A 20067-nucleotide genomic window follows, 5' to 3' on the forward strand; every position below is an offset into this window, starting at 1 on the left:
AGACCCGGGACTCTAGGCATTGCCCGTCCCGGGACAAGCGCCTCGGGTCACCAGTCCTCGGTTCCGGACACCCCGTCGAGCGGGTCGTCACCCGCCTTGCGCTTCTTGTCCTGGGAGCGCGTCTTGCCGCCGCGGTCCTCCGCGCCCCAGTCCTCCATGCCACCCTTGCCGTCGAGCGGGTCGGCGCTGCGCACGACCTTCTCCCCACCGCCCTCGGCGTTGTTCACCAGCTGATTGACGATGCGCTCCATCTCCTGCTTGAGCTGGCCGAACTCGTCGCCCTGGAGCACCACGCGCCGGCCGCCCAGCTTCTTGCCGGTGCGGATGTCGTAGTAGCCGAGGATGACCTCGGAGCCCTCGCCGGCCGCCTTGATGGTGCCCAGCATCGCCCGCTCCAGCCCCAGCGACTTGCCCAGGCTGGAGACGCCGTTGGCCTGGGAGATGCCGCGGGACACCTCGCTGGCCACGCGGTCCAACTGCCCGTCGAAGGACTTGTAGGCGGCCGTGGGCGCCAGGTCCGCGCTCACCTCCACGTCGTCCGGCGTCACCTCCATGAGCTGGCCGTACTGACGGAAGCCCGGGCGCTCCAGCCGCAGCAGGTGCTTGCCCACGGACAGCGCGGGAATCGTCACCGGGGTGTAGCCCACCAGGTCGCCGTCCACGTAGACGCGCGCGCCCGCCGGACGCGACTTCACCGTGGCGCTGCCGCGCAGGAGCGACGAGCGGCCGGTGGCCACCTGGACCCGCAGGGCGATGAAGTCCCGGCTGAAGCGCTTGGGGTTGAGCTCGAAGGTGGGCGACACGGCGATGAGGTCGATGAGCACCAGCTTGGCCTCCTCGACGTCGCCGCGCAGGTGCAGCACCGCGGCGTACAGCGCCAGCGACTCGCACAGGGGAGAGCAGCCGCGCATGGCCGCCGGCGCGCCGGACAGCTCCTTCAGCGTGGCGCGGATCTTCGCCTCCGCGTCGTCGTACTCCTTCTTGTCGAAGGCGGCGGCGCTCTCCGTGTAGCCCTTGCGCGCGCGCTCCAGCGCGGACTGGGCGTTGGGGTCGCCGGGCAGGCCGAAGATCTCCTCCGGCTTGCGCACCGTGAAGCCGGCGAAGTTCCCCAGCGCGTCGTTCATGTAGCTCTCCATCTGCACACTGCCGGCCTCTGAGTCCGGATCCATGGGCACGAGGATGCTGGTGACACGCCGCGTCTGCGCGGGCGGTGCCGCCAGGGCGAGCGTGGGGAGCAGGGCGAGGAGGAGGGCTCTCATGGGGTGACCTCTGAAACGGGCGACGCGAGCGACGGGCCGGGCATTCAACCCGCGCCTCAGAATCCGATTCCGCCGGAGACGGGGTTGAACGGGCGCCCCTTGTCCTGGGTCGCCACGAAGACGGCGCCCGCGGTGACGGCCGCCGCGCCACCGACCACGGCCCAGAACCATGGCTTGCGCAGCACCGAGTCGCTGGCGACGGGGCTTCCCTGGCCCGCCTTGGGGGCCAGCTCCCCCTTCATGAAGGTGCGCACCTGTTCGGCGGCGGCCGCGGCGCTCTTCTTCGGGTCGCGCCCGGTCAGGTCGATGCTCACGCCGCGCAGCCGGGCCCGGGTGAGCACGTCCCACGCCTGCAGCTCCGCCTGGAGCCGGCCCTTCTTGTCGTGCGACACGGCCGTCAGCACCAGGTAGCGGGCGTCGAGCCGATCCGCGACGCCCAGCGTCTCCGTCGACGGGGCCTCCGCCTCGAACGCCGCGGCGGACGCGGAGCGCGCGGCGGACTCGCGCAGGGCGACGAGCCCCGGCACCGGCGCCAGCGAGGCCTTCACGGTGGCGGCGCCGGAGGGCTTCACCTCCACGTACTCGGCATACGGCTCGTGTCCGGGCATCACCACCAGCACCGGGTGGTGGCCGGCGGGAACCGCCACGCCCGCCAGGGGCGTGACGCCCACGTCCCGGCCGTGCACGCGCACCTGGGCGCCCTCGGGCTGCGACTGGACCATCAGCGTGCCCGCGGCGCGGGCCTTCGTCTCGGCGCGCGCCTCGTCGAAGGCCTTCTGCACGTCCTGGCCGAAGAGGGCCGCGTCCGGGCGCGCGGCGGGGTCGGCCACCACGGAGCGCAGGAAGGCCTCCCGGGCGCCGGCCGTGTCGCCGTTGAGCATCCGCGAGGCGCCCAGGAACAGGTACGTCTCGCCCAATCGCTCCACGCGGAGGTCCGCCGGAGCCTTCTCGTACGCCTCGGCCGCCGCGCGGAAGCGCGACTCGGCGGCCTCGGGGTCCAGGTTGTCGTAGGCGGCGCGCCCCTCTTCGTAGAGGCCGTCCGCCTTCGTCAGCACCACGGGCTCCTGCGCGGGGAAGGCGAGGGCCAGGTCGACGAACTGCACGTCGCCGCCCTTCTTCAGGTGGTGCGTGAGCTCACCCTCGAGCTTCTGCGCCGCGTCGGCCAGGTCGGGCGTGCGGGCCACGGAGAAGAGCGCGAGCGGACCTGCGGCCGCCGCGACGGAGGGCCGCGTCAGCGGCTGCGCGACGGTGGGCTTCGCGGGCTCGGTCGCCGCGGGGGGCGCCTTGGGCTGGGCCACGGCCGGGGGAGGGGGCTTCGGCGTCGGCCTGGCGTCGCCGGTGTCCTCCGAGTCCCCGAACACCATGGGCTCCGTGGAGTCGACCTCGTCCGTCTCCTGGACGTCGTCTTCTTCGGGGGGCGTCTTCTGCTTCGGGGCCTTCCCCGGCTTCTTCTTCGACACCTTCGTCGTCACGGCCTTCTTGCGCGTCGACTTCTTCCGCGCCGTCTGGGCGTGGGCGGGAAGGACGGCCAGCAGCAGCGAGAGGAGAAGGGCGAGTCTGCGGAACGTGGTCACGGCGCCGGATGCTAGCCGAGCGGGGGGGCCCCGTCACGAGCCCCCGCCCTGAACCGACCCGCAGGTCCGGGGCGGGGAGGACCCCGCCGCGCGGCAGCCTGACCGATGGCTAGACGTCGAGCGCCTCGACCTCGCCCGCGCGCTCCATGATGAACTTGAAGCGCGCGCTCACGTCACGGCCCATCAGGTCGTTGATGACGCGGTCCGTCTCCAACGGGTTGTCGATCGTGACTCGCAGGCTCATCCGGTTTTTCTGGTCCAGCGTCGTCTGCTTGAGTTCGTCGGCCGTCATCTCGCCCAGACCCTTGAAGCGCATGATGTTGGGCTTGGCGTTGCCCTTGGCCTTCTCGCGGATGATGCGGTCGCGGTCCGCCTCGTCCAGCGCCCAGTACGTCTCCTTGCCGATGTCCACGCGGAACAGGGGCGGCTGGGCGATGTGGACGGCGCCGCTCTCGATGAGCGGGCGCAGGTGCCGGTAGAAGAACGTGAGCAGCAGCGTGGCGATGTGGTGGCCGTCGCTGTCGGCGTCCATCAGCAGGAAGATGCGGCCGTAGCGCAGCTTGGTGATGTCGAAGTCCGTGCCGATGCCGCAGCCCAGGGCGCTGACGATGTCCTGGAGCTCCTTGTTGGTGGCCACCTTGTCGGTGGACGCCTGCTCCGCGTTGAGCACCTTGCCTCGCAGCGGGAGGATGGCCTGGGTGCGCCGGTCGCGCCCCTGCTTGGCGGAGCCACCTGCGGAGTCACCTTCCACCAGGAACAGCTCGCTCTGGTTCGGGTCCGTGGACGAGCAGTCCGCCAGCTTGCCCGGCAGGTTGAGCCGGTGGCTGACGGCCGACTTGCGGCTGACGGCCTGGGACGCGGCGCGGCTGGCCTCACGCGCGCGGGCGGCGAGGACGATGCGGGCCACCGCCGCCTCGGCGATGCTCTTGTTGTCGTTGAGCCACTTCTCCAGGGCGGGGCGCAGCACGCCGTCCACCTGGCTGTTGACCTCGACGTTGTTGAGGCGCTGCTTGGTCTGGCCCTGGAACTGCGGCTCCACCACGTAGACGGACAGGATGGCGATGATGCCCTCGCGGATGTCCTCCGCGGTGAGCGTCACGCCCTTGGGCGTCAGCTCGTGGGTCTCGATGTAGTTGCGCACCGCCTTGACGATGGCGCTGCGCAGGCCCGCCTCGTGCGTGCCGCCCATGGGCGTGGGGATGCCGTTGACGTAGGAACGGACGGACTCGTCCGTGGCCTCCGTCCACGCCAACGCCACCTCCAGCCGCACGCCGTTGTCGCGCGAGTGGTAGAAGGGCGCGCTGCCCGCCGGGACGAGCGCCTTCTGCCGGTCCGATACCAGCTTGCCCAGGTACTCGGCGATGCCACCGTCGTGCTTGAAGGTGTGCGTCACCGCGGGGCTGGCCGTCTCGTCCTTGTAGACGACGATCATGCCCTTGTGCAGGTAGCTCTTGGCCTCCAGCCGGTCGCGGATGAGCTCCGAGTCGAACTTCTGCTTGTCGCCGAAGATCTCCGGGTCCGGCTCGAACGTGATCGACGTGCCGCTGCCGCGCGCCGGGCCCTCGAACTTGAGCGGGCTGGTCGTCTTGCCACGCGAGTACGTCTGCACGTGCTTCTTGCCGTCGCGCTTGATCTCCACCAGCACCTTGCGCGACAGCGCGTTGACCACGGACGTACCCACGCCGTGCAGACCGCCGGAGTGGACGTAGTTGCCCTGGTCGAACTTCCCGCCGGCGTGCAGGGTGGAGAAGATGACCTCCAGGGCCGGCTTCTTGTACTTCGCCACCGTGTCCACGGGGATGCCGCGCCCGTTGTCCACCACGGTGATGCTGCGCCCGTCCTTGTGGAGCGTGACGTCGACCTGGGTGGCGAAGTTGTTGATGACCTCGTCCACCGAGTTGTCGACGATCTCCCACAGCAGGTGGTGATACCCCGTGCTGTCGGTGCCGCCGATGTACATGGCCGGGCGCTTGCGGACCGGCTCCAGGCCCTCGAGGACCTGGATGTCTTCGCCTGTGTAGCTTCCCTTCTTCGTCGCCATGGCGTCCTCTGGCTAGTCCTTCTTCTCGGGCAACTGGATGAAGACGACGGGCCGGGCCACGCTCTCCACCGTGTCGCGCTTCGACATCTCATGGCCCTTGCCGCCGCGGCCCGTCACTCCGTACTTGGAGGGGGCCAGCGAGAGCTTGCGACCCTTCTGCGTCTCGAACTCCAGCTTCGCGTCCTTGTCGTTGGGCGCGACGGCGAGGAAGTCCACCACCTGGTCGCCCTCGTCCACCTTGATGACGGTGACGCCCTTGCCCGGACCGGCCAGCTCGTTCACCTCGGCGACCTTGCACACCAGGGCGTTGGTCTTCTGGGTGAGCACGGCGAGCAGGTCCTTCTCGCCCACCGGCTGCACGCCGATGATTTCGTCGCCCTCGCCCGTCTTGGCGTAGCGCCGGCCCGCGCGCGTGGAGACCTCCAGGTGCGGCTCCAGCAGGAAGCGCATGCCCAGGCCGTGCTTCGTCACGCCCACCAGCTTCGCCGGGCGCGGCAGCCGCGCGTCGAGCGACAGCGAGGCCACGATGCGCTCGCCGTCGTCGAACTTGAACAGCTTCTGCACCGGGTCGCCGTAGCCGGTGGACGCGGGGATGTCGTTGAAGCGCGTGACGTAGGCGGTGCCGAAGTTGCTGAACAGCACCAGGTTCGCCTTCAGGCTGCCGGCGAGCACCGTCATCACCGCGTCGCCCTCGCGCAGACGGGTGGATGCCGGGTCCTTCACCTCGCGCATGCGCTTGACCCAGCCGTCGCGCGTCACGACCACGTGGGCGTCCTCGTCCGCGATGAACGCGTCCGCGTTGAACTCCACCTCTTCCGAGCCCGCGCCGCCGATCTTCGTGCGGCGCTTGTCGTTGTACCGGCCCTTGATCTCCCCCAGCTCGTCCTTGACGGTGCCCCAGACCTTCTTCTTGTCCCGGAGGATGCCCTCGATGCGCTTGATCTCCGCGCGCTTCTCCTTGAGCTCCTTCTGGACGACCAGGATTTCGAGGCGGGCCAGCTTGTAGAGCTTCATCTCCAGGATGGCGTCCACCTGGAGCTCGTCCAGCTTGAAGCGGGCCATCAACTTCTGGGCCGCGTCCTGCTTGCCCTCGGACTGGCGGATGATGCGGATGATCTCGTCCAGCGCGTCGTAGGCCTTCTCGAAGCCCTCGAGCAGGTGGACGCGCTTCTGGAGTTCGCCCAGCTCGTGCTGGAAGCGCCGGGTGACGATGCCGAAGCGGAAGTCCAGGAAGTACTGGAGGATGCGCTTGAGGTCGAGCCGGTCCGGCGTGCCCACGTCCGGGTTGTCCTTGCTGGGCACCAGGCACGTGAGGTTGACGCCGAACGTCGTCTGCAGCGGCGTGTGCTTGTAGAGGTACGCCATCACCAGCTCGGCGTTGGCGTCCTTCTTCAGCTCCAGGACGATGCGCACGTCCTTGGTGGACTCGTCGCGCACGTCGACGATGAGCGGCAGCTTCCGATCCCGCACCAGCTCGCCGATCTTGGCGACCAGGGTGGACTTGTTCACCGTGTAGGGGATGGAGGTGATGATGATCTGCGTGCCGCCGCGCTTGAGCTCCTCGGTGTCCCACTCGCCGCGGATGCGGATGGAGCCGTGGCCCGACTCGTAGATCTCCCGCAGCTCCTTCTTGTCGTTGAGGATCTGCCCGCCGGTGGGGAAGTCCGGACCCTTGACCCACTTGAGCAGGTCCTTCGTCTGGAGCTCCGGGTTGTCGACGAGCGCCACCAGGGCGTCCACCAGCTCGCCCAGGTGGTGGGGCGGGATGTTGGTGGCCATGCCCACGGCGATGCCCGTGGTGCCGTTCATCAGGAGCTGCGGGACGCGCGCGGGGATGACGATGGGCTCGTTGCGCGTGCCGTCATAGGTGGGCCGGAAGTCCACCGTCTTGCGCTCGAGCTCCTGGAGCATCTCGGTGGCGAGCTTGTCCAGCCGGCACTCGGTGTAGCGGTAGGCCGCGGCGGAGTCGCCGTCCAGCGAGCCGAAGTTGCCGTGCCCGTCCACCAGCGGGTAGCGCAGCGAGAAGTCCTGCGCCATGCGCACGAGCGCGTCGTAGATGGAGGCGTCGCCATGCGGGTGGTAGCGACCCATGATGGCGCCGACGACCTGCGCGCACTTCTGGTACTTGGTGTCGAACGACAGGTTCAGGTCGTTCCACATGCCGTACAGGATGCGGCGCTGCACGGGCTTGAGGCCGTCGCGCACGTCCGGCAGGGCGCGGGAGGTGATGACCGACACCGCGTAGTTGAGATACCGGCGCCGCGCCTCCTCAGCCAGGGAGGCAGGCACGAACCCCTCGCCGCCGCCACCCGCCGCGCCCGAGGCTCCGCCTCCGCCGCCCGAGGCTCCCTGCTTCTTGGACGTCTTCTTTTCGGCTTCTGCGCGCATGCTCGTCGAACCCAGGTGAGAACGTCTCGTACCCGAACGCGGTGCGTGACTCACTCACTCCGCTACACGGGGTCGGGACTCTGTAACAAAGCGGCGGGACTACCATGGCCCCCTGACAATTGGAACGAATTCGGGGGGTTGCGCATACTCGGAGACGTCCCACCTATACGCCCGTATAGTTCTCCGTCCAAATGGAACCGACCTCCAACCCCGCGAAATTCCGGGGCGGATGACCTGCAGGGAGGGTTCGGAGGCGGCACGGCCGGTGTGGGCGGACAGGCGACAGGGCGCCTGGTCCGAAGCGGGAGGCTGGCCGCGAAAGCGCGTCTTCTGGGGGATTCCAGGACGCGCCACGTCATGGCGGGCGTGGAGGTGGGATACGGCCGGAGGACCTCCCGCGTCGGCGGGACCCGAAAGGTCCACCTCGGCCCGCCCGCGTCGTCGTGAGGCTCAGGGATTCGCGGTGGGCGCGCGGCCCCAGTTGCCGTCCTTGAAGATGCGCACGCCCTTGCCGCCCCCGCCGCCAATCATGCCGGAGATGGCGACCTGGATGGGCTTGCCTCCGGGGGGCTGGTAGACGACGCGCGCCTTGCGCGCCGAGGGGAGGGAGGCGCTGGTGGCGTCGATGAGCAGGTAGACGGTCTTGTCGTCGGACTGGATGCGGTCGGTGTCCTGGCGGTGGCTGAGCTCCGCGAGCAGCTCGCCGTCGTCCACGCTGCTGGCCTCGTTGCCCAGCAGGCGTACCTTGACGCGCAGCCACGTCTGGGCGCTCCCGCCCTCCTGCGCGTGGTCCCTCATTCCCTGGATGATGATCGCCAGGTCGGCGCCGTTGCCAGGCGCGCCGGCGGCCAGCTTCAGGCCGGTCTGCTTGCTGTTGTCCGTGTCGATGAGGAGCGTGGTGTTGGCGCAGCGGTTCTTGCACGCCTCGCCCCACGGCTCCTTGTCGAAGCGCAGGCGCATGGCAAAGTCACTGCCCTGGGGGCCGATGACGGCGTCGACGATGACGGGGCGCTCGCCATCCGCGGGCGCGGTGTACCGGAACGTGGAGCGCTCCTTGGGCTTGGCGAGCGCGCTCGAACCGGCGAGCAGGGTGCAGACGAGCAGTGGCAGGACGCGTTTCACGGGGCGTGGTCCTCCAGGGTGGAAAGCCACCCATTCAAGAGGGAAGGCGCGGCCGCATCAAGTCCTCGGCGTTAGACTGAGGCGTTCCAAGGGAGGCAGGACCATGCGCAACCCGTACGTACGCCAGCTCAAGCTGGGACCCATGGACAACTTCGTCTACCTCGTGGGCGCCGCCGATTCACCGGAGGTCCTGGTGGTGGACCCCGCCTGGGACGTGGCGGCCATCGAGCGCGCGGTGACGGAGGACGGCAAGCGCGTAGTGGGCGCGTTCGTCTCGCACTGCCACTTCGACCACATCAACGGACTGCCGGACCTGCTGGCCCGGCACGACGTGCCCGTCTACGCCCAGCGCGCGGAGGTCGACTTCTCGGAGGAGCTGCGCGAGCTGAAGGACGCGCTGCGTCCCCTGGGGCCGGGGGACGCGGTGCCGGTGGGCGCGGAGACCTTCCAGGCGCTGCACACGCCGGGACACACGCCGGGCTCCCACTGCCTGCTGGCCGGTGACTCGCTCGTGTCCGGGGACACGCTGTTCATCAGCGGGTGCGGGCGGTGCGACCTGAAGGGCGGCAACCCGGAGGACATGTACCGCTCGCTGTCGCAGGTGCTGCTCAAGGTGCCGGACACCACGCGGCTGTGGCCGGGCCACGACTACGCGGACGTGCCCGTCTCGCCCATGGGGGACGTGCGGCGGCACAACCCTTACTTCGCCTTTCCGGACGTGGCGTCGTTCGTCGCGTTCCGCATGCGCCCGAGGAAGTGAGGCCGCGTCCCACCGCGGAACGCGCGCGGTGCACAGGAACCGGCCACCCGCTGGCCGCCTGCGGGCAGCACGGCGCCCGCGTCTCGCGCTACCCATGGAGGCCTCTCTCAAAGGGGGAACTCCTCCATGCGCACGCCCACGGCCCTCGCGGCCCTCCTCGCCCTGTCCGTCCAGCCCGCCTTCGCCAAGGAGCCCGCGCTCGGCTCGAAGACCTTCACCGTCTACGAGGCCTTCCTGAGCCCGGCGCAGGAGCCCGGCGAGGAGTCGGAGACCCCGAAGCTCCTCCAGAAGAGCCTGGGCGCCACGGCGCCCTCGACGCCCCGGGCCAGCCGCAAGTCGCGGGGCTACGGGCAGATCCGCTTCGCCAAGGACCTGAGCAAGGCCTACGTCGACGTGCGCATCGAAGGCGTGAACCCGGAGGACATCCTCATGTTCCACGTCCACTGCGGGCCCCCGGGCATGCTCGGGCCCATCATCGTGGACTTCGGCCACCACACCGCCGCGTCGAAGCTGTTCGTGGACGGGACGTTCTCCACGGAGCTGTCCAACGAGAACGTGAAGTTCGTGGACCATGCGCCGGGCCTCAAGCCCATGTTGCCGGAGAGCTGCCCGGTGGAGCCGGGGCTGCCCGTCCAGACGAAGACGATCGCCGGGCTGGAGTGGCTGGCGCGCAAGGGCGTGCTCTACTTCAACCTGCACACCAAGGCGCATACCTACTACGGAGAGATGCGTGGCCAGCTCTCCGTCGCGCAGGACTGACTCGCGGACTCCATCCACCGGGCCTCTCGCGGGAGGGGAGGGAGGCCCGGTGGCGTCGGCCGACTACGGGCGCTGCTGGGCGAACATCCAGTCCCAGAACGCCGCGTTCTCGTAGGTGGGCGTCGCGAAGTCCGCGCCCTGCGGGTACACCGTGAAGCGGATGGGTGAGGTGCCCGTCGCGTACGCGCCCGCCTGGGTGGACCAGGTCTTGGTCGTGGCGTTGAACACGTACGTCAGCGCCGCGGCCGGGTTGTCGAACGTGAGGTACTGGTCCCAGCCGTAGACCTTGGTGAGCCCGCGCAGCCACGAGTGCTGGCCGGTCCACGTGGACGACGTCACCCAGCCGTCCACCATCCACACCGGGACGTTGGCGAGCTTCGTCAGCGCGGGGCCGGGGCCGCCCAGGTTGGAGCCGATGGCCGCCAGCGCCGCGACGCGGTCGCCGAAGCTGTACCCGTAGCTCCAGGCGCCGTGACCACCGATGGTCCGCCCCGCGACGTAGATGCGCTTTGGGTCCACGCGGTAGTGGGTGCTGAGGAAGCTCACCAGCGTGTCGAGCTGCGCGGCGTCCCACGTGCCGCCCGTGGAGCGGGGCGCGAACACCATCGCCTGCTGCTGGCCGAAGTACGTCTTCCAGGTGGCGCTGGTCCGGATGAGGTTCAGCGGGCCGTAGCGCGACACCACCTCCACCAGCTGGGCCTCCGTGCTCGTCGACCCCGACTCGCCGGAGTCGTGCAGGTGGAGGACCACGGGGTACGTCGTCGTGGGCGAGGTCAGGTAGCCGGGTGGCAGGTACTCGGCATAGGGGAAGGGCGCGCCGGTCGTCGTGGCCAGCCGGCCGATGACCTCGTTCTCCGTGGTGATGGACACGCCGCCCGTGCTCGCCAGCTTGTAGGTGGCGGTGACGGTGGTGGCGGCGGCGGGCATGGTCAGCGTGGTGGTGGCGGAGGTGGCGCTGGTGACGGTGGCGCCCGTCCACTTGTCGAAGACGTAGCCGGAGGCCGGGGCGTCCGCGGTGATGGTGACCTGCGTGCCGGAGGCGTAGCTGCCGTCGCCGGAGCCGCTGTTGACCGTGAGCACGTACGTCGGCGCGGTGGCCAGCTTGTAGGTGGCGGTGACGGTGGTGGCGGCGGCGGGCATGGTCAGCGTGGTGGTGGCGGAGGTGGCGCTGGTGACGGTGGCGCCCGTCCACTTGTCGAAGACGTAGCCGGAGGCCGGGGCATCCGCGGTGATGGTGACCTGCGTGCCGGAGGCATAGCTGCCGTCACCGGAGCCGCTGTTGACCGTGAGCGTGTACTGCGTGGGCGTGGGCGTGCCGCCGCGCTGCTGGGCGAACATCCAGTTCCAGAAGGACTGCTGACTGTACGTCTCCGACCAGCCGAAGTGACCCTCGCCCTTGAAGTTGACGATTCGGGCGACGGCCGTCCCCGTGCCGATCAACCCCGCCTGCGACGTCCACGCCTTCGTGGTCTTGTCGAAGAGGTACGTATTCGTCGAATCCACCTCCGACGCGGGCGGATTGATCGCCGAGTTCTGGCCGTAGAGCTTCGTGAAGCTCAGCAGCCAGGAGATGTTCGCGCCGCGCTCGTTGAAGCTGTTGGCCGCCCACACCGCCGCGCCGTCGAGCAGCGTGAGCGTGTCGCCCGGCGCGCCGATGTTGGTGGCGATGGGCGCGATGGCGGCCAGCTCGTTGCCGTACAGCCGCGCGTAGCGCCAGGTGCCCCAGCCACCCATGCTCAGGCCCGTCAGGTAGAGGCGCGTCGGGTCCACCCGGTAGTTGGCCACGATGAACTGGATGAACGGGCGCAGCTCCTCCGGCGAGTAGTTGTCGTAGCCCTGCGGCGCGAACACCATCGCCTTCTTCTGGCCGAAGTACGTCTTCCACGTGGCGCTCTCCCGGATGTGCTTGAGCGCGCCGTGCTTCGTGGTGATGGTGTACAGCTCGCTCTGCGTCGTCGCCCGGCCCAGCTCCCCCATGCCGTTGAGGTGGATGATGGTGGGGTAGCGCTCGGTGGACGTCAGGTACCCGGGGGGCAGGTACTCGGAGTAGCCCAGCGTGGCCCCGGAGCTGCTCGGCATCCGGGTGACGATCTGGTCCTCCGCGGTGATGCTGATCGCGGACTTCTGGGTGCCGGACTCGGGGGCGAACGCCTCTTCCGCGCCAGGACCACACGCCGCGAGGACCGCCACGAAGACGGACAGGACGACGCTTCTCATGAGAACACCTCTCGAAGGTGGGGTGCTGCGCAACCCACTCTACCGGGAGTGTCCTGTTTTTGTATCTGAGTTTCTTTTGTTGCTTGGGTTACGTTCTTCGCATCCGGGCTGAGACGGGGGGCATCTGGAGGTTGCGGGGCCGGCCGTGCATGGACCACCAGGCGGCGATGGCGAGCAGGGCCACGGCGAGCAGGGTCCACAGCGCCGCCCAGACGATGGCGGGGATGTAGGTGATGTCGGACAGGAGCGCCGCGTCGCTGCGGGAGCGCACGGCGCTGTTCCACAGGTCGTCGCGCAGGTCGAACACGGCGTACAGGGCGGTGAAGGCGGCGATGAAGAGGTTGAGGAAGTCCACCGCCCCGTCGGGCAGCCACTTCGCGCTCGCGCCCATCACCACGGCGGTCCCCACGCAGAAGGCGAGGGTGAAGGCGTCTCCCGCGTACATCACCCCCATGACCACGAGCCACACACACGCGGCGCCCAGCACCCAGCGGCGCAGCTGGAACCGGAAGGTGGCCAGCAGCAGCCCGGCGCCGGCGACCGCGCTGCCCAGGTAGCCCCCCGAGTAGACGACCACCTGCCGGAGGACCCCCGGCGGCAGCCGCGACAGGCACTCCCCCGACTCGTTGGCCGCCAGGTGGATGCGGTCGACGGAGCCCCCCACCAGGAGGCTGGCCAGGGCGTGCCCGCTCTCGTGCATCATCACCACGAGCAGCTTGAGCGGCCAGAAGACGGGCGAGTACCAGAAGTACCAGCCCACCCCGAGCATGGAGACGAGGAGGACCAGTCGGCCCGTGTCGAGCTGTGCACCGCTGGCGGTCTTCATCCGTTCCCTCCGGTCCTGGACGCTCGAACAGCTAAATGCGGTCCATCTTCCCAGGAAACTCCCGTTCTTGCCGCGAAGCGTCGCATGCAGGAGGGTGTCGCGTGCGGGCGTCGGACGGGGTAGGGAGGGAGGTCATGAAGAAGACGCTCCTCCTCCTGTCGCTCGTGGCGACCCCGGTCCTGGCCGGGGAAGGCAAGTGGACCCCCCAGCAGGTCCTCGAACTGGACCCGGCGTGGCTTCGTGCCCAGGGGCTCCAACTGGCGCCCCAGAAGCTGTGGGACCCCAAGCGGGGCACCGGCCTCCTGGCGGGGACGGTGAACGTGGGGGGCTGCTCCGGCGCCTTCATCTCCTCCACGGGCCTGGTCATCACCAACCACCACTGCGCCTTCGGCGTCATCCAGGAGCACAGCACGCCCGAGCGCGACCTCATCACCCAGGGCTTCACCGCCACCGAGCGCAAGGACGAGCTGCCCGGCAAGGGCGCCCGCGTGCAGGTCCCGCGCGCCTTCACCGACGTGACGGCGCAGGTGCTCGCCGCGGTGCCGCAGGGCGCGGATGACCGCGCGCGCTACCTGGCCATCGAGCGCAAGCAGAAGGAGCTGGTCGCCGGGTGCGAGAAGCGCCCGGCCACGCGCTGTCAGGTGGCCACGTTCGACGGGGGCGTGAACTTCACGCTGGTGGACGCGGTGGAGCTGCAGGACGTGCGGCTCGTCTACGCGCCGCCGCGCGCGGTGGGCGAGTACGGCGGCGAGGAGGACAACTGGATGTGGCCGCGCCACACCGGCGACTTCGCCATCCTCCGGGCCTACAGCGCGCCGGATGGCGCGTCCGCGCAGTACAGCGAGAAGAACGTGCCCTACAAGGCGGAGTTCTTCTTCCCACTCGCGACCGACGGCGTGAAGCCCGGCGACTTCGTGATGGTGCTCGGCTACCCGGGCCGCACCTATCGCGCGCTGCTGGCGGAGGAGATGGCGGAGCGTCAGGCGCGCGCGTACCCGCGCATGCGCGACGTGTACGGCGAGGCCATCCGCATCATGGAGGAGGAGGGGGACAAGGACCCGGCGGGGAAGATCGCCGTGGCCTCCAACCTCAAGGGCCTGCACAACGTCTACAAGAACGCGGGCGGGCAGCTCGCCGGCCTCAAGCGCGGCCACATCGTGGAGAAGCAGCGCGAGGCGGAGGCCGCGGTGGAGGCCTGGGCGCGCAAGTCCGGCGCGAAGTGGGGCGGGGCGCTGGCGGCGCGCGAGGCGCTGCTCGCCGAGCAGCAGTCCAACGCGAAGGTGTTCGAGCGCGAGTTCCTGCTCGGCGCGTCCACGCGGCTGGCCCGCGGGCCGGCGATGGGGACGACGTTGGGGCGACTGGCGGCCGAGCGCGTCAAGCCCGACCTGGAGCGTCGTCCGGAGTACATGGACCGCGAGCTGACGCGCATCAAGGACCGGCTGGAGCGCGAGCAGAAGAACCTGTTCGTGCCGGCGGAGAAGAAGCTGCTGGCGGCCTTCGTGAAGCGCGCGCAGGCGCTGGGACCGGACGAGCGCATCGCCGCCGTGGACACGCACTTCGGCGCCACGTTCGACGCGAAGGCGGTGGCCGCGAAGGTGGACGCGATGTACGCGGGCACGCAGCTCTTGACGTTGGCCGAGCGGATGAAGATGGCCGGTGAGTCGCTCGCGCAGCTCGAGGCGCGCAAGGACCCGCTGCTGGCGTTCGGCCTGGACCTGGCGAAGGAGCAGGCGGCCATGGACGACGCGGGCGACCGGCGCGCGGGCGCGGTGCTGCGGCTGCGGCCGGAGTGGCGCAAGGCGGTGATGGCGCATGCGGGCAAGCCGGTGGCGCCGGACGCCAACGGGACGCTGCGGGTGACGTTCGCGAAGGTGCAGGGCTACGCGCCGCGTGACGGCCTGGTGGCCACGCCGCAGACGACGCTGGCGGGCATGCTGGCCAAGGAGACGGGTGAGGAGCCCTTCGTGGTGCCCGAGCGCGTGTCCTCGGTGGCGGCGGCGAAGCGCTTCGGCCCCTGGGTGGACAAGAAGCTCAAGGACGTGCCGGTGAACTTCCTGGCGGACGCGGACACGACGGGTGGCAACTCCGGCAGCCCCACGGTGAACGGTCGCGGCCAGTTGGTGGGCGTCAACTTCGACCGCGTCTGGGAGAACGTGGCCAACGATTTCGGCTACAACCCGGAGGTGGCCCGCAACGTCAACGTGGACGTGCGGTACGTGCTGTGGATGCTGGACCAGGTGGAGAACGCGGACGCGCTGCTGCGGGAGCTGGGCGTGCGCAAGGGCCCGCCAGTGGCGGGGGAGACGCGCTGATGACGGACCCGGGGGACGCCTCACCGCCGCTTCCGACCTTCCGGCCGGAAGAGCAGGTGTGCGGCAACTGCAAGCTGTGGAGCCCGCACTCGGTGGACGAGCGGCGGGGGTGGGTGGGGCCGTGTCGTCTCCAGGCCTCTCGCGGCTTGTTCCCTCCGTCCGCGCCCATTTGTGACAAGTACGCGCCCCGAGGCACGGCCACGCCCCTGGCGGCGAAGGCCCCGGCCTCGCGCGAGCGGAGCGCGAGGAGCGTGGCGCCGGTGGTCGTCCGGCGCCGCGCGGACCCCAACGAAGTGGTGGACCTGGAAGGGCTGAACATGACGCGTGAAGAGCTGATGGACATCTTCCGGGAGGCGTCCGGTTTGACAGATGCGCCGCCGCTGGCGGGCAAGTGGGAGGGCGGCACCGTGCGCCTCGTCCCCGGCAACGCGGAGCTGCAGGCCAAGGACCTCCCCATCGACAACCTGTTCCACAAGGTGGTCATGGTGCGGGACCGTCTGCGCGTGCTCGAGCAGAAGCTCAACGCCCACCCGAAGCTCAGCGACGCGGAGAAGGTGGAGATGCAGAGCTACATCACCCGCGTCTACGGCTCGCTCACCAGCTTCAACCTCCTGTTCAAGGAGAAGGGCGACCAGTTCATCGGCGCGAAGGGCGAGGAGTAGTATCCCGCATATGTGGCGCAGGTTCTGGTTCGAGTTCGAGTCGGGTGACGCGCTGCCCGTCGGCACCCGGCTCGGTTGTGGCGTCAGCGCTCGCGACGCGGAGGATGCGATGGTGCTCCTCCGCGAGCGTGTGTTCCAGGGCTCGGACCTGCCCCGGGTCCTCCGGCTCGTCGAGGACGTGGACGTGTCGACGCTGGATGCCGGGCACGTGCTGCCGAACCTGGGGGATGTCCGCGAGCGCGGCGTCTGGTTCCCGCGCGGCCACGATGCCCCTCGGCGCGTGGTGCCTCCGCAGACCGCGCCTCGCTAGCTCGCGAGCCACCACGGTGGCTCATGGACGCCCCGCGAGCACGAGGCCCGGGGGCGCCACGTCTCCCGCGGCCACCGTCACGCCGGCAGCGTGCCCTGGCCCGTGGCGAGGGTGTTCGCGAAGCTCTTCACCTTCTGCACGTAGGTGGCGTCACCGGTGCCGGCGGGAATCGCATCCGGGTTGCCGCGGTCCACGCCGTTGGGGCCGGAGTTGTAGGCGCGCAGGGCGAGGTCCCAACTGCCGAACTGCTCCTTCATGTCCTTCATGTAGCAGGCGCCCGCGAGGATGTTGGTCGCCGGGTCGGAGAGGTCCTTGCCCTGCAGCTCGGGGTGCTTCGCCTGGAGCTCCTTGAAGGTGTTGGGGTTGACCTGCATCAGGCCGGTGTCCGTCAGGCCGTTGCCGCCGTTGGTGGTGGCGGCGCTCAGGTCGCCTCGGGACTCCTGCCAGATCTGCGCGGCGATCATCGACGCGGGCACGCCGGCCTTCGCGGCGGCGGACTCGATGGCGCCGCGGTACTTCTCCAGGCCGGGGGGCAGGTTGCCGCCGAGCTTCGCGTCACCCGTGATGGACGGGCTCGACGTGGAGGTCACGCCGGGGCTCGACACCGGAGCGGCGACAGCGCTCGACACGGGGGCCGCGCTCGGGCCCGCCACCGGGGCCGCGGCGGAAGCGCCCGGGTTCAGCTCCACGGGTGGCTTGCTCCCGGACGCGCAGGGCGAGAAGCCGCTGGAGCCGAACGACGACGGGGAGGCCGCGGAGCCCAGCGGCGCGCCGCTGGCGCCCTGTGCGCCGCCATTCGCGGCGAGCTGGGACATCATCTGCACCAGCGTGTTCATCACCGACAGCGTGCCCTCCAGCAGCTTGCCCAGGTTCGCGGCGCGGCTGCCGCCCGCGTCGAAGCCGTCCTGCTGGAGCGCGGAGGGACGCCGTCCGGCCGACGCCTGGGTCGGCGACTGGAGGGCCGTCTTCTGCTGCGTGGCCTGGAGCGACGGCGACGACGTGGCGGGACGAGCGGCGGACCGGGTGGCGCTGGAGAGAGGGGAGAGGCTCATGGCGGCGGCTCCTGGGGGAGGCGGAGGAAGTGATGCGACACGACCCCCTAGAGCATCCGCTGTGCCACCTCGGGCGCTGGCCCTCCGCGCCGCCAAACCCTGGATATTCCACGTGGGCGCTCGGGCAGTGAGGCGTGCGGGAACCTCCGTCCCTGGTGTCTGCCGTCATCAGTCGATGTTCTTCGTCATCAGGGACGGCGACCGTGGGCCGGGGGGCGCTCGCGTCTAGGGCGTGCCCGACTCCGCGTGGAGCGGGAGGTCCTCGGGTTGGTGGCCGCGCTCCGCCATGAGGCCGAAGGTGCGCTGCCGGGCGCGGTGGAGCGTGCTCTTCACGGTGCCCTCGGGAATCTGGAGGAGGCGGGCGATCTCCGGGTAGCTCAGGCCGCGCATCTCGCGCAGGTAGAGCACCTGGCGCTGCTGGTCGTTGATCTCCGCCATGGCGGAGGTGAAGTGGCGCTTCATCTCCGCGCCCACGGCCTGGGCCTCGGGCGTGAGGGGCTCGGAGGATTCGTGGCTGAGTCGCTCGCGACGCTTGCGCGCGCGCAGCCAGTTGATGCTGCTGTTGACCATGACGCGATGGAGCCACGTCGTCCATGCGGCGCGTCCGCCATAGCCGGGGGACTTCCACGCCAGCCGCGTGAAGACGTCCTGCACGACGTCCTCCGCGTCGTCGGAGTCACCCACGATGCGCCGGGCGATGGCCAGCGCGCGGGCCCGGTGCTCGTTGTAGAGCTGGGTGAGGGGAGGCAGATCGACGACGGCGGCGTGAATCACGGGTGGGCTCCTGGACACCCCGGTGTCGGGGACCCCCGTTGGAACGGATGACGCCCGAAATGGGTCTATCGCCCCGCGAGGCGGGCGCACATTTCACGGTTCGTCGTCTCCGACCCAGTGAGGGTGGAAACGGGCCGTGGATTTGCGGGTCCGACCTGGGAGGGGCCCTCCAGGGTCGAGCCATTTCGCAGAATCCGAGAGCGCGGCCTCAGAGAAAGGTGCTTCCTCCGCGACCAGGATGTGCGGCTCGTTCCGTAGCTCGGATGGAAGTGAACATCCATCCGCGCGCGACAGGGGCAGGCCGGGGTCCGGCGTGTCTCCTCGTGCCTGCTCAGAGTCGACCTCATGTCGCTGCCGCATCCCCTGAATCGATGTCTGGTTCTCGCCCTGTCATGTGTCGCGCTGCTGCTGTCGAACGAGGCTCGCGCGGCATGCGAGGACGGCCAGGTGGAGGCCTGTCAGTTGAACGGCTGCCTCGGGTCCCGGTCCTGTGAGGGGACGAAGTTCGGGCCCTGTCAGTTCGACGGCAGCTCCAGCACCTCCTGCTCCGTCTGCGGACGGGCGGGGACCCAGACCTGTACGGTGGGGCCCGCGGACGAAGGGGGCGGCGTCCGCATCGCCGGCTCCTGTTCGGCGTATCGCTCCGAGCTGTGCAACGGCTGCGACGACGATGGTGACGGGCAGGTGGATGAGAACCCCACCAACAACGGCCCACTGACCAATGGCTCCTGCCAGAGCGGCGTGGGGTGTCCTGGCACGAGCGTGTGCACCAGCGGTGCGTTCCAGTGTTCGTACCAGGTGGGCGCGCGTGTCGTCTGTTCCGACCGCTATGAGGACCGCTGCAACGGAGCCACGGCCGCATGCCGCGCCGATGGCTCCCGTGGGGCCTGTCAGCCTCCGACGCCGGGCCCGGAGGACTGTAACGGTTGTGACGACGACTACGATGGCATCGAGGACAACCTGCCCGGGCAGCCGACCGGGAGCCTGACGCGCGAGTGTCAGAGCGGCGCGGGCGTGTGTCTGGGCTCGTCGCAGACGTGCATGCTGAACGTCACGAACGGTGTCCGCTATTGGGGGGCGTGTACGGCACCGGCGGAGACCTGCAACGGCGCGGATGACGACTGCGACGGCGCCATCGACGAGAACGACGTGTGCCGGACGGACTCGGCCGTCTGTCAGTGCACCCCCAGGTCGTGCGCCCAGCAGGGCAAGAACTGCGGCGTCATCGACGATGGATGTGGCTGGCCCTTGGATTGTGGCGCGTGCTCGGGGAGCAGCACCTGCGGCGGGGACGGGGTTCCCAATGTCTGCAGCGGCGCGTGCACGCCGATGACGCAGACCCAGGCCTGTCAGGGCAAGTGCGGCATCGTCTCGGATGGGTGCACGGCGTCCTTCAACTGTGGTGGGTGCGTGAGTCCCCAGACGTGTGGCGGTGGCGGCGTGGAGAACGTCTGTGGTTGCACGCCGTCCTCTCGCGACCTCGCCTGCGCCGGAAAGAACTGCGGCACGGTGCCCAACGGTTGCGGTGGCTTCCACACCTGTGGCCCCACGGGCACCTGCACGAGCCCGCAGACGTGTGGCGGTAGCGGGACGCCGAACGTGTGTGGCTGCACGTCCATCCCCCAGGCGACGGCCTGCGCCGGGAAGAACTGTGGCACGGTGTCCAACGGCTGTGGTGGCACCTACACCTGTGGCTCCACCGGCACTTGCACGAGCCCCCAGTCTTGCGGTGGCGGCGGGACGCCGAACGTGTGTGGCTGCACGCCGTATCCGGCCTACGAGGTCTGCGGTGAGCGGGAGTGCGGCAACGCCCCCAATGGCTGTGGCGGACTCGTGGCCTGCGGGACCTGCCCCACGGGCATGACGTGCAAGGGCAACGGCATCTGCCAGGGAACGCCCGGCGGCTTCTGACCTCGTGTCCACGTTCCTCGCGGCACAACCCGCCGCGAGGAACGCGGGACTCCTGACCATTTCCACTTCGAGCAGGGAGCGCGCGGAGTCCTGGCGCGGC

15 protein-coding genes are annotated in these 20067 nt (G+C 69.7%); 6 read left to right on the plus strand and 9 right to left on the minus strand.

Features of this window, described 5'->3' with window-relative positions; all coding sequences use genetic code 11:
• Positions 1-47 precede the first annotated feature (47 nt).
• From LZ198_RS02040 to LZ198_RS02060, 5 genes are all read right to left on the minus strand, one after another.
• The gene (locus LZ198_RS02040) at positions 48-1259 is read right to left on the minus strand and encodes a PEGA domain-containing protein (RefSeq protein ID WP_253970131.1); all 1212 of its coding nucleotides are present in this window, start codon (positions 1257-1259) and stop codon (positions 48-50) included.
• Between the two features lie 56 nt (positions 1260-1315).
• Positions 1316-2833 carry a PEGA domain-containing protein gene (locus tag LZ198_RS02045; RefSeq protein ID WP_253970132.1) on the minus strand — a complete coding sequence of 506 codons (1518 nt, stop codon included), beginning with the start codon at positions 2831-2833 and terminating at the stop codon, positions 1316-1318.
• A gap of 109 nt (positions 2834-2942) precedes the next feature.
• Positions 2943-4874 (minus strand): DNA gyrase/topoisomerase IV subunit B, encoded by a 1932-nt coding sequence (locus tag LZ198_RS02050; protein WP_253970133.1) that lies wholly within the window; start codon positions 4872-4874, stop codon positions 2943-2945.
• A 12-nt stretch (positions 4875-4886) separates the two neighbouring features.
• Positions 4887-7262, minus strand: a complete 2376-nt coding sequence (locus LZ198_RS02055) for a DNA gyrase/topoisomerase IV subunit A (RefSeq protein WP_253970134.1) — start codon at positions 7260-7262, stop codon at positions 4887-4889.
• Positions 7263-7712: 450 nt separating this feature from the next.
• On the minus strand, positions 7713-8384 hold the full coding sequence (locus LZ198_RS02060) for a hypothetical protein (RefSeq protein ID WP_253970135.1): 672 nt from the start codon (positions 8382-8384) through the stop codon (positions 7713-7715).
• 103 nt (positions 8385-8487) lie between these two features.
• On the opposite strand from LZ198_RS02060, the gene LZ198_RS02065 reads away from it, so the two are divergent.
• Both LZ198_RS02065 and LZ198_RS02070 read left to right on the plus strand, forming a co-directional pair.
• The gene (locus LZ198_RS02065) at positions 8488-9144 is read left to right on the plus strand and encodes an MBL fold metallo-hydrolase (RefSeq protein WP_253970136.1); all 657 of its coding nucleotides are present in this window, start codon (positions 8488-8490) and stop codon (positions 9142-9144) included.
• A 126-nt stretch (positions 9145-9270) separates the two neighbouring features.
• A complete protein-coding gene (locus tag LZ198_RS02070; RefSeq protein ID WP_253970137.1) occupies positions 9271-9903 on the plus strand; it encodes a CHRD domain-containing protein in 633 nt (210 codons plus the stop codon).
• A 63-nt stretch (positions 9904-9966) separates the two neighbouring features.
• On the opposite strand, the gene LZ198_RS42820 is transcribed toward LZ198_RS02070, so the two are convergent.
• Together LZ198_RS42820 and LZ198_RS02085 are read right to left on the minus strand one after the other, a co-directional pair.
• The gene (locus LZ198_RS42820) at positions 9967-12120 is read right to left on the minus strand and encodes an InlB B-repeat-containing protein (protein ID WP_256559172.1); all 2154 of its coding nucleotides are present in this window, start codon (positions 12118-12120) and stop codon (positions 9967-9969) included.
• An 88-nt stretch (positions 12121-12208) separates the two neighbouring features.
• Positions 12209-12946, minus strand: a complete 738-nt coding sequence (locus LZ198_RS02085; RefSeq protein WP_253970138.1) for a M50 family metallopeptidase — start codon at positions 12944-12946, stop codon at positions 12209-12211.
• 134 nt (positions 12947-13080) lie between these two features.
• Between LZ198_RS02085 and LZ198_RS02090 the strand changes: the two genes are divergently transcribed.
• Genes LZ198_RS02090 through LZ198_RS02100 form a run of 3 tightly spaced genes read left to right on the plus strand, consistent with a single transcriptional unit; the run spans position 13081 to position 16230 of the window.
• A complete protein-coding gene (locus tag LZ198_RS02090; protein WP_253970139.1) occupies positions 13081-15258 on the plus strand; it encodes a S46 family peptidase in 2178 nt (725 codons plus the stop codon).
• Positions 15258-15920 carry a high-potential iron-sulfur protein gene (locus tag LZ198_RS02095; protein WP_253970140.1) on the plus strand — a complete coding sequence of 221 codons (663 nt, stop codon included), beginning with the start codon at positions 15258-15260 and terminating at the stop codon, positions 15918-15920. The genes LZ198_RS02090 and LZ198_RS02095 overlap by 1 nt, the downstream gene beginning before the upstream one ends.
• A 10-nt stretch (positions 15921-15930) precedes the next feature.
• Positions 15931-16230: a hypothetical protein gene (locus LZ198_RS02100; RefSeq protein ID WP_253970141.1), complete on the plus strand. Its 300-nt coding sequence runs from the start codon at positions 15931-15933 to the stop codon at positions 16228-16230.
• 77 nt (positions 16231-16307) lie between these two features.
• Here the strand turns inward: LZ198_RS02100 and LZ198_RS02105 are convergent, their stop codons facing one another.
• Positions 16308-17282 (minus strand): lytic transglycosylase domain-containing protein, encoded by a 975-nt coding sequence (locus LZ198_RS02105; RefSeq protein WP_253970142.1) that lies wholly within the window; start codon positions 17280-17282, stop codon positions 16308-16310.
• A 225-nt stretch (positions 17283-17507) separates the two neighbouring features.
• A complete protein-coding gene (locus LZ198_RS02110) occupies positions 17508-18053 on the minus strand; it encodes an RNA polymerase sigma factor (protein WP_253970258.1) in 546 nt (181 codons plus the stop codon).
• 348 nt (positions 18054-18401) lie between these two features.
• Between LZ198_RS02110 and LZ198_RS02115 the strand changes: the two genes are divergently transcribed.
• On the plus strand, positions 18402-19967 hold the full coding sequence (locus tag LZ198_RS02115; RefSeq protein WP_253970143.1) for a hypothetical protein: 1566 nt from the start codon (positions 18402-18404) through the stop codon (positions 19965-19967).
• Positions 19968-20067: the final 100 nt, after the last annotated feature.

It is taken from the genome of Myxococcus dinghuensis (genome assembly GCF_024198235.1).
Taxonomy (GTDB): domain Bacteria; phylum Myxococcota; class Myxococcia; order Myxococcales; family Myxococcaceae; genus Myxococcus; species Myxococcus dinghuensis.

Excerpts from the sequence above, each read along its gene's own strand:
- LZ198_RS02040 (WP_253970131.1), bottom strand. The coding sequence starts at position 1,259 with ATGAGAGCCCTCCTCCTCGCCCTGCTCCCCACGCTCGCCCTGGCGGCA.
- LZ198_RS02050 (WP_253970133.1), bottom strand. The coding sequence starts at position 4,874 with ATGGCGACGAAGAAGGGAAGCTACACAGGCGAAGACATCCAGGTCCTC.
- LZ198_RS02055 (WP_253970134.1), bottom strand. The coding sequence starts at position 7,262 with ATGCGCGCAGAAGCCGAAAAGAAGACGTCCAAGAAGCAGGGAGCCTCG.
- LZ198_RS02065 (WP_253970136.1), top strand. The coding sequence starts at position 8,488 with ATGCGCAACCCGTACGTACGCCAGCTCAAGCTGGGACCCATGGACAAC.
- LZ198_RS02070 (WP_253970137.1), top strand. The coding sequence starts at position 9,271 with ATGCGCACGCCCACGGCCCTCGCGGCCCTCCTCGCCCTGTCCGTCCAG.
- LZ198_RS42820 (WP_256559172.1), bottom strand. The coding sequence starts at position 12,120 with ATGAGAAGCGTCGTCCTGTCCGTCTTCGTGGCGGTCCTCGCGGCGTGT.
- LZ198_RS02085 (WP_253970138.1), bottom strand. The coding sequence starts at position 12,946 with ATGAAGACCGCCAGCGGTGCACAGCTCGACACGGGCCGACTGGTCCTC.
- LZ198_RS02090 (WP_253970139.1), top strand. The coding sequence starts at position 13,081 with ATGAAGAAGACGCTCCTCCTCCTGTCGCTCGTGGCGACCCCGGTCCTG.
- LZ198_RS02095 (WP_253970140.1), top strand. The coding sequence starts at position 15,258 with ATGACGGACCCGGGGGACGCCTCACCGCCGCTTCCGACCTTCCGGCCG.
- LZ198_RS02100 (WP_253970141.1), top strand. The coding sequence starts at position 15,931 with ATGTGGCGCAGGTTCTGGTTCGAGTTCGAGTCGGGTGACGCGCTGCCC.
- LZ198_RS02105 (WP_253970142.1), bottom strand. The coding sequence starts at position 17,282 with ATGAGCCTCTCCCCTCTCTCCAGCGCCACCCGGTCCGCCGCTCGTCCC.
- LZ198_RS02115 (WP_253970143.1), top strand. The coding sequence starts at position 18,402 with ATGTCGCTGCCGCATCCCCTGAATCGATGTCTGGTTCTCGCCCTGTCA.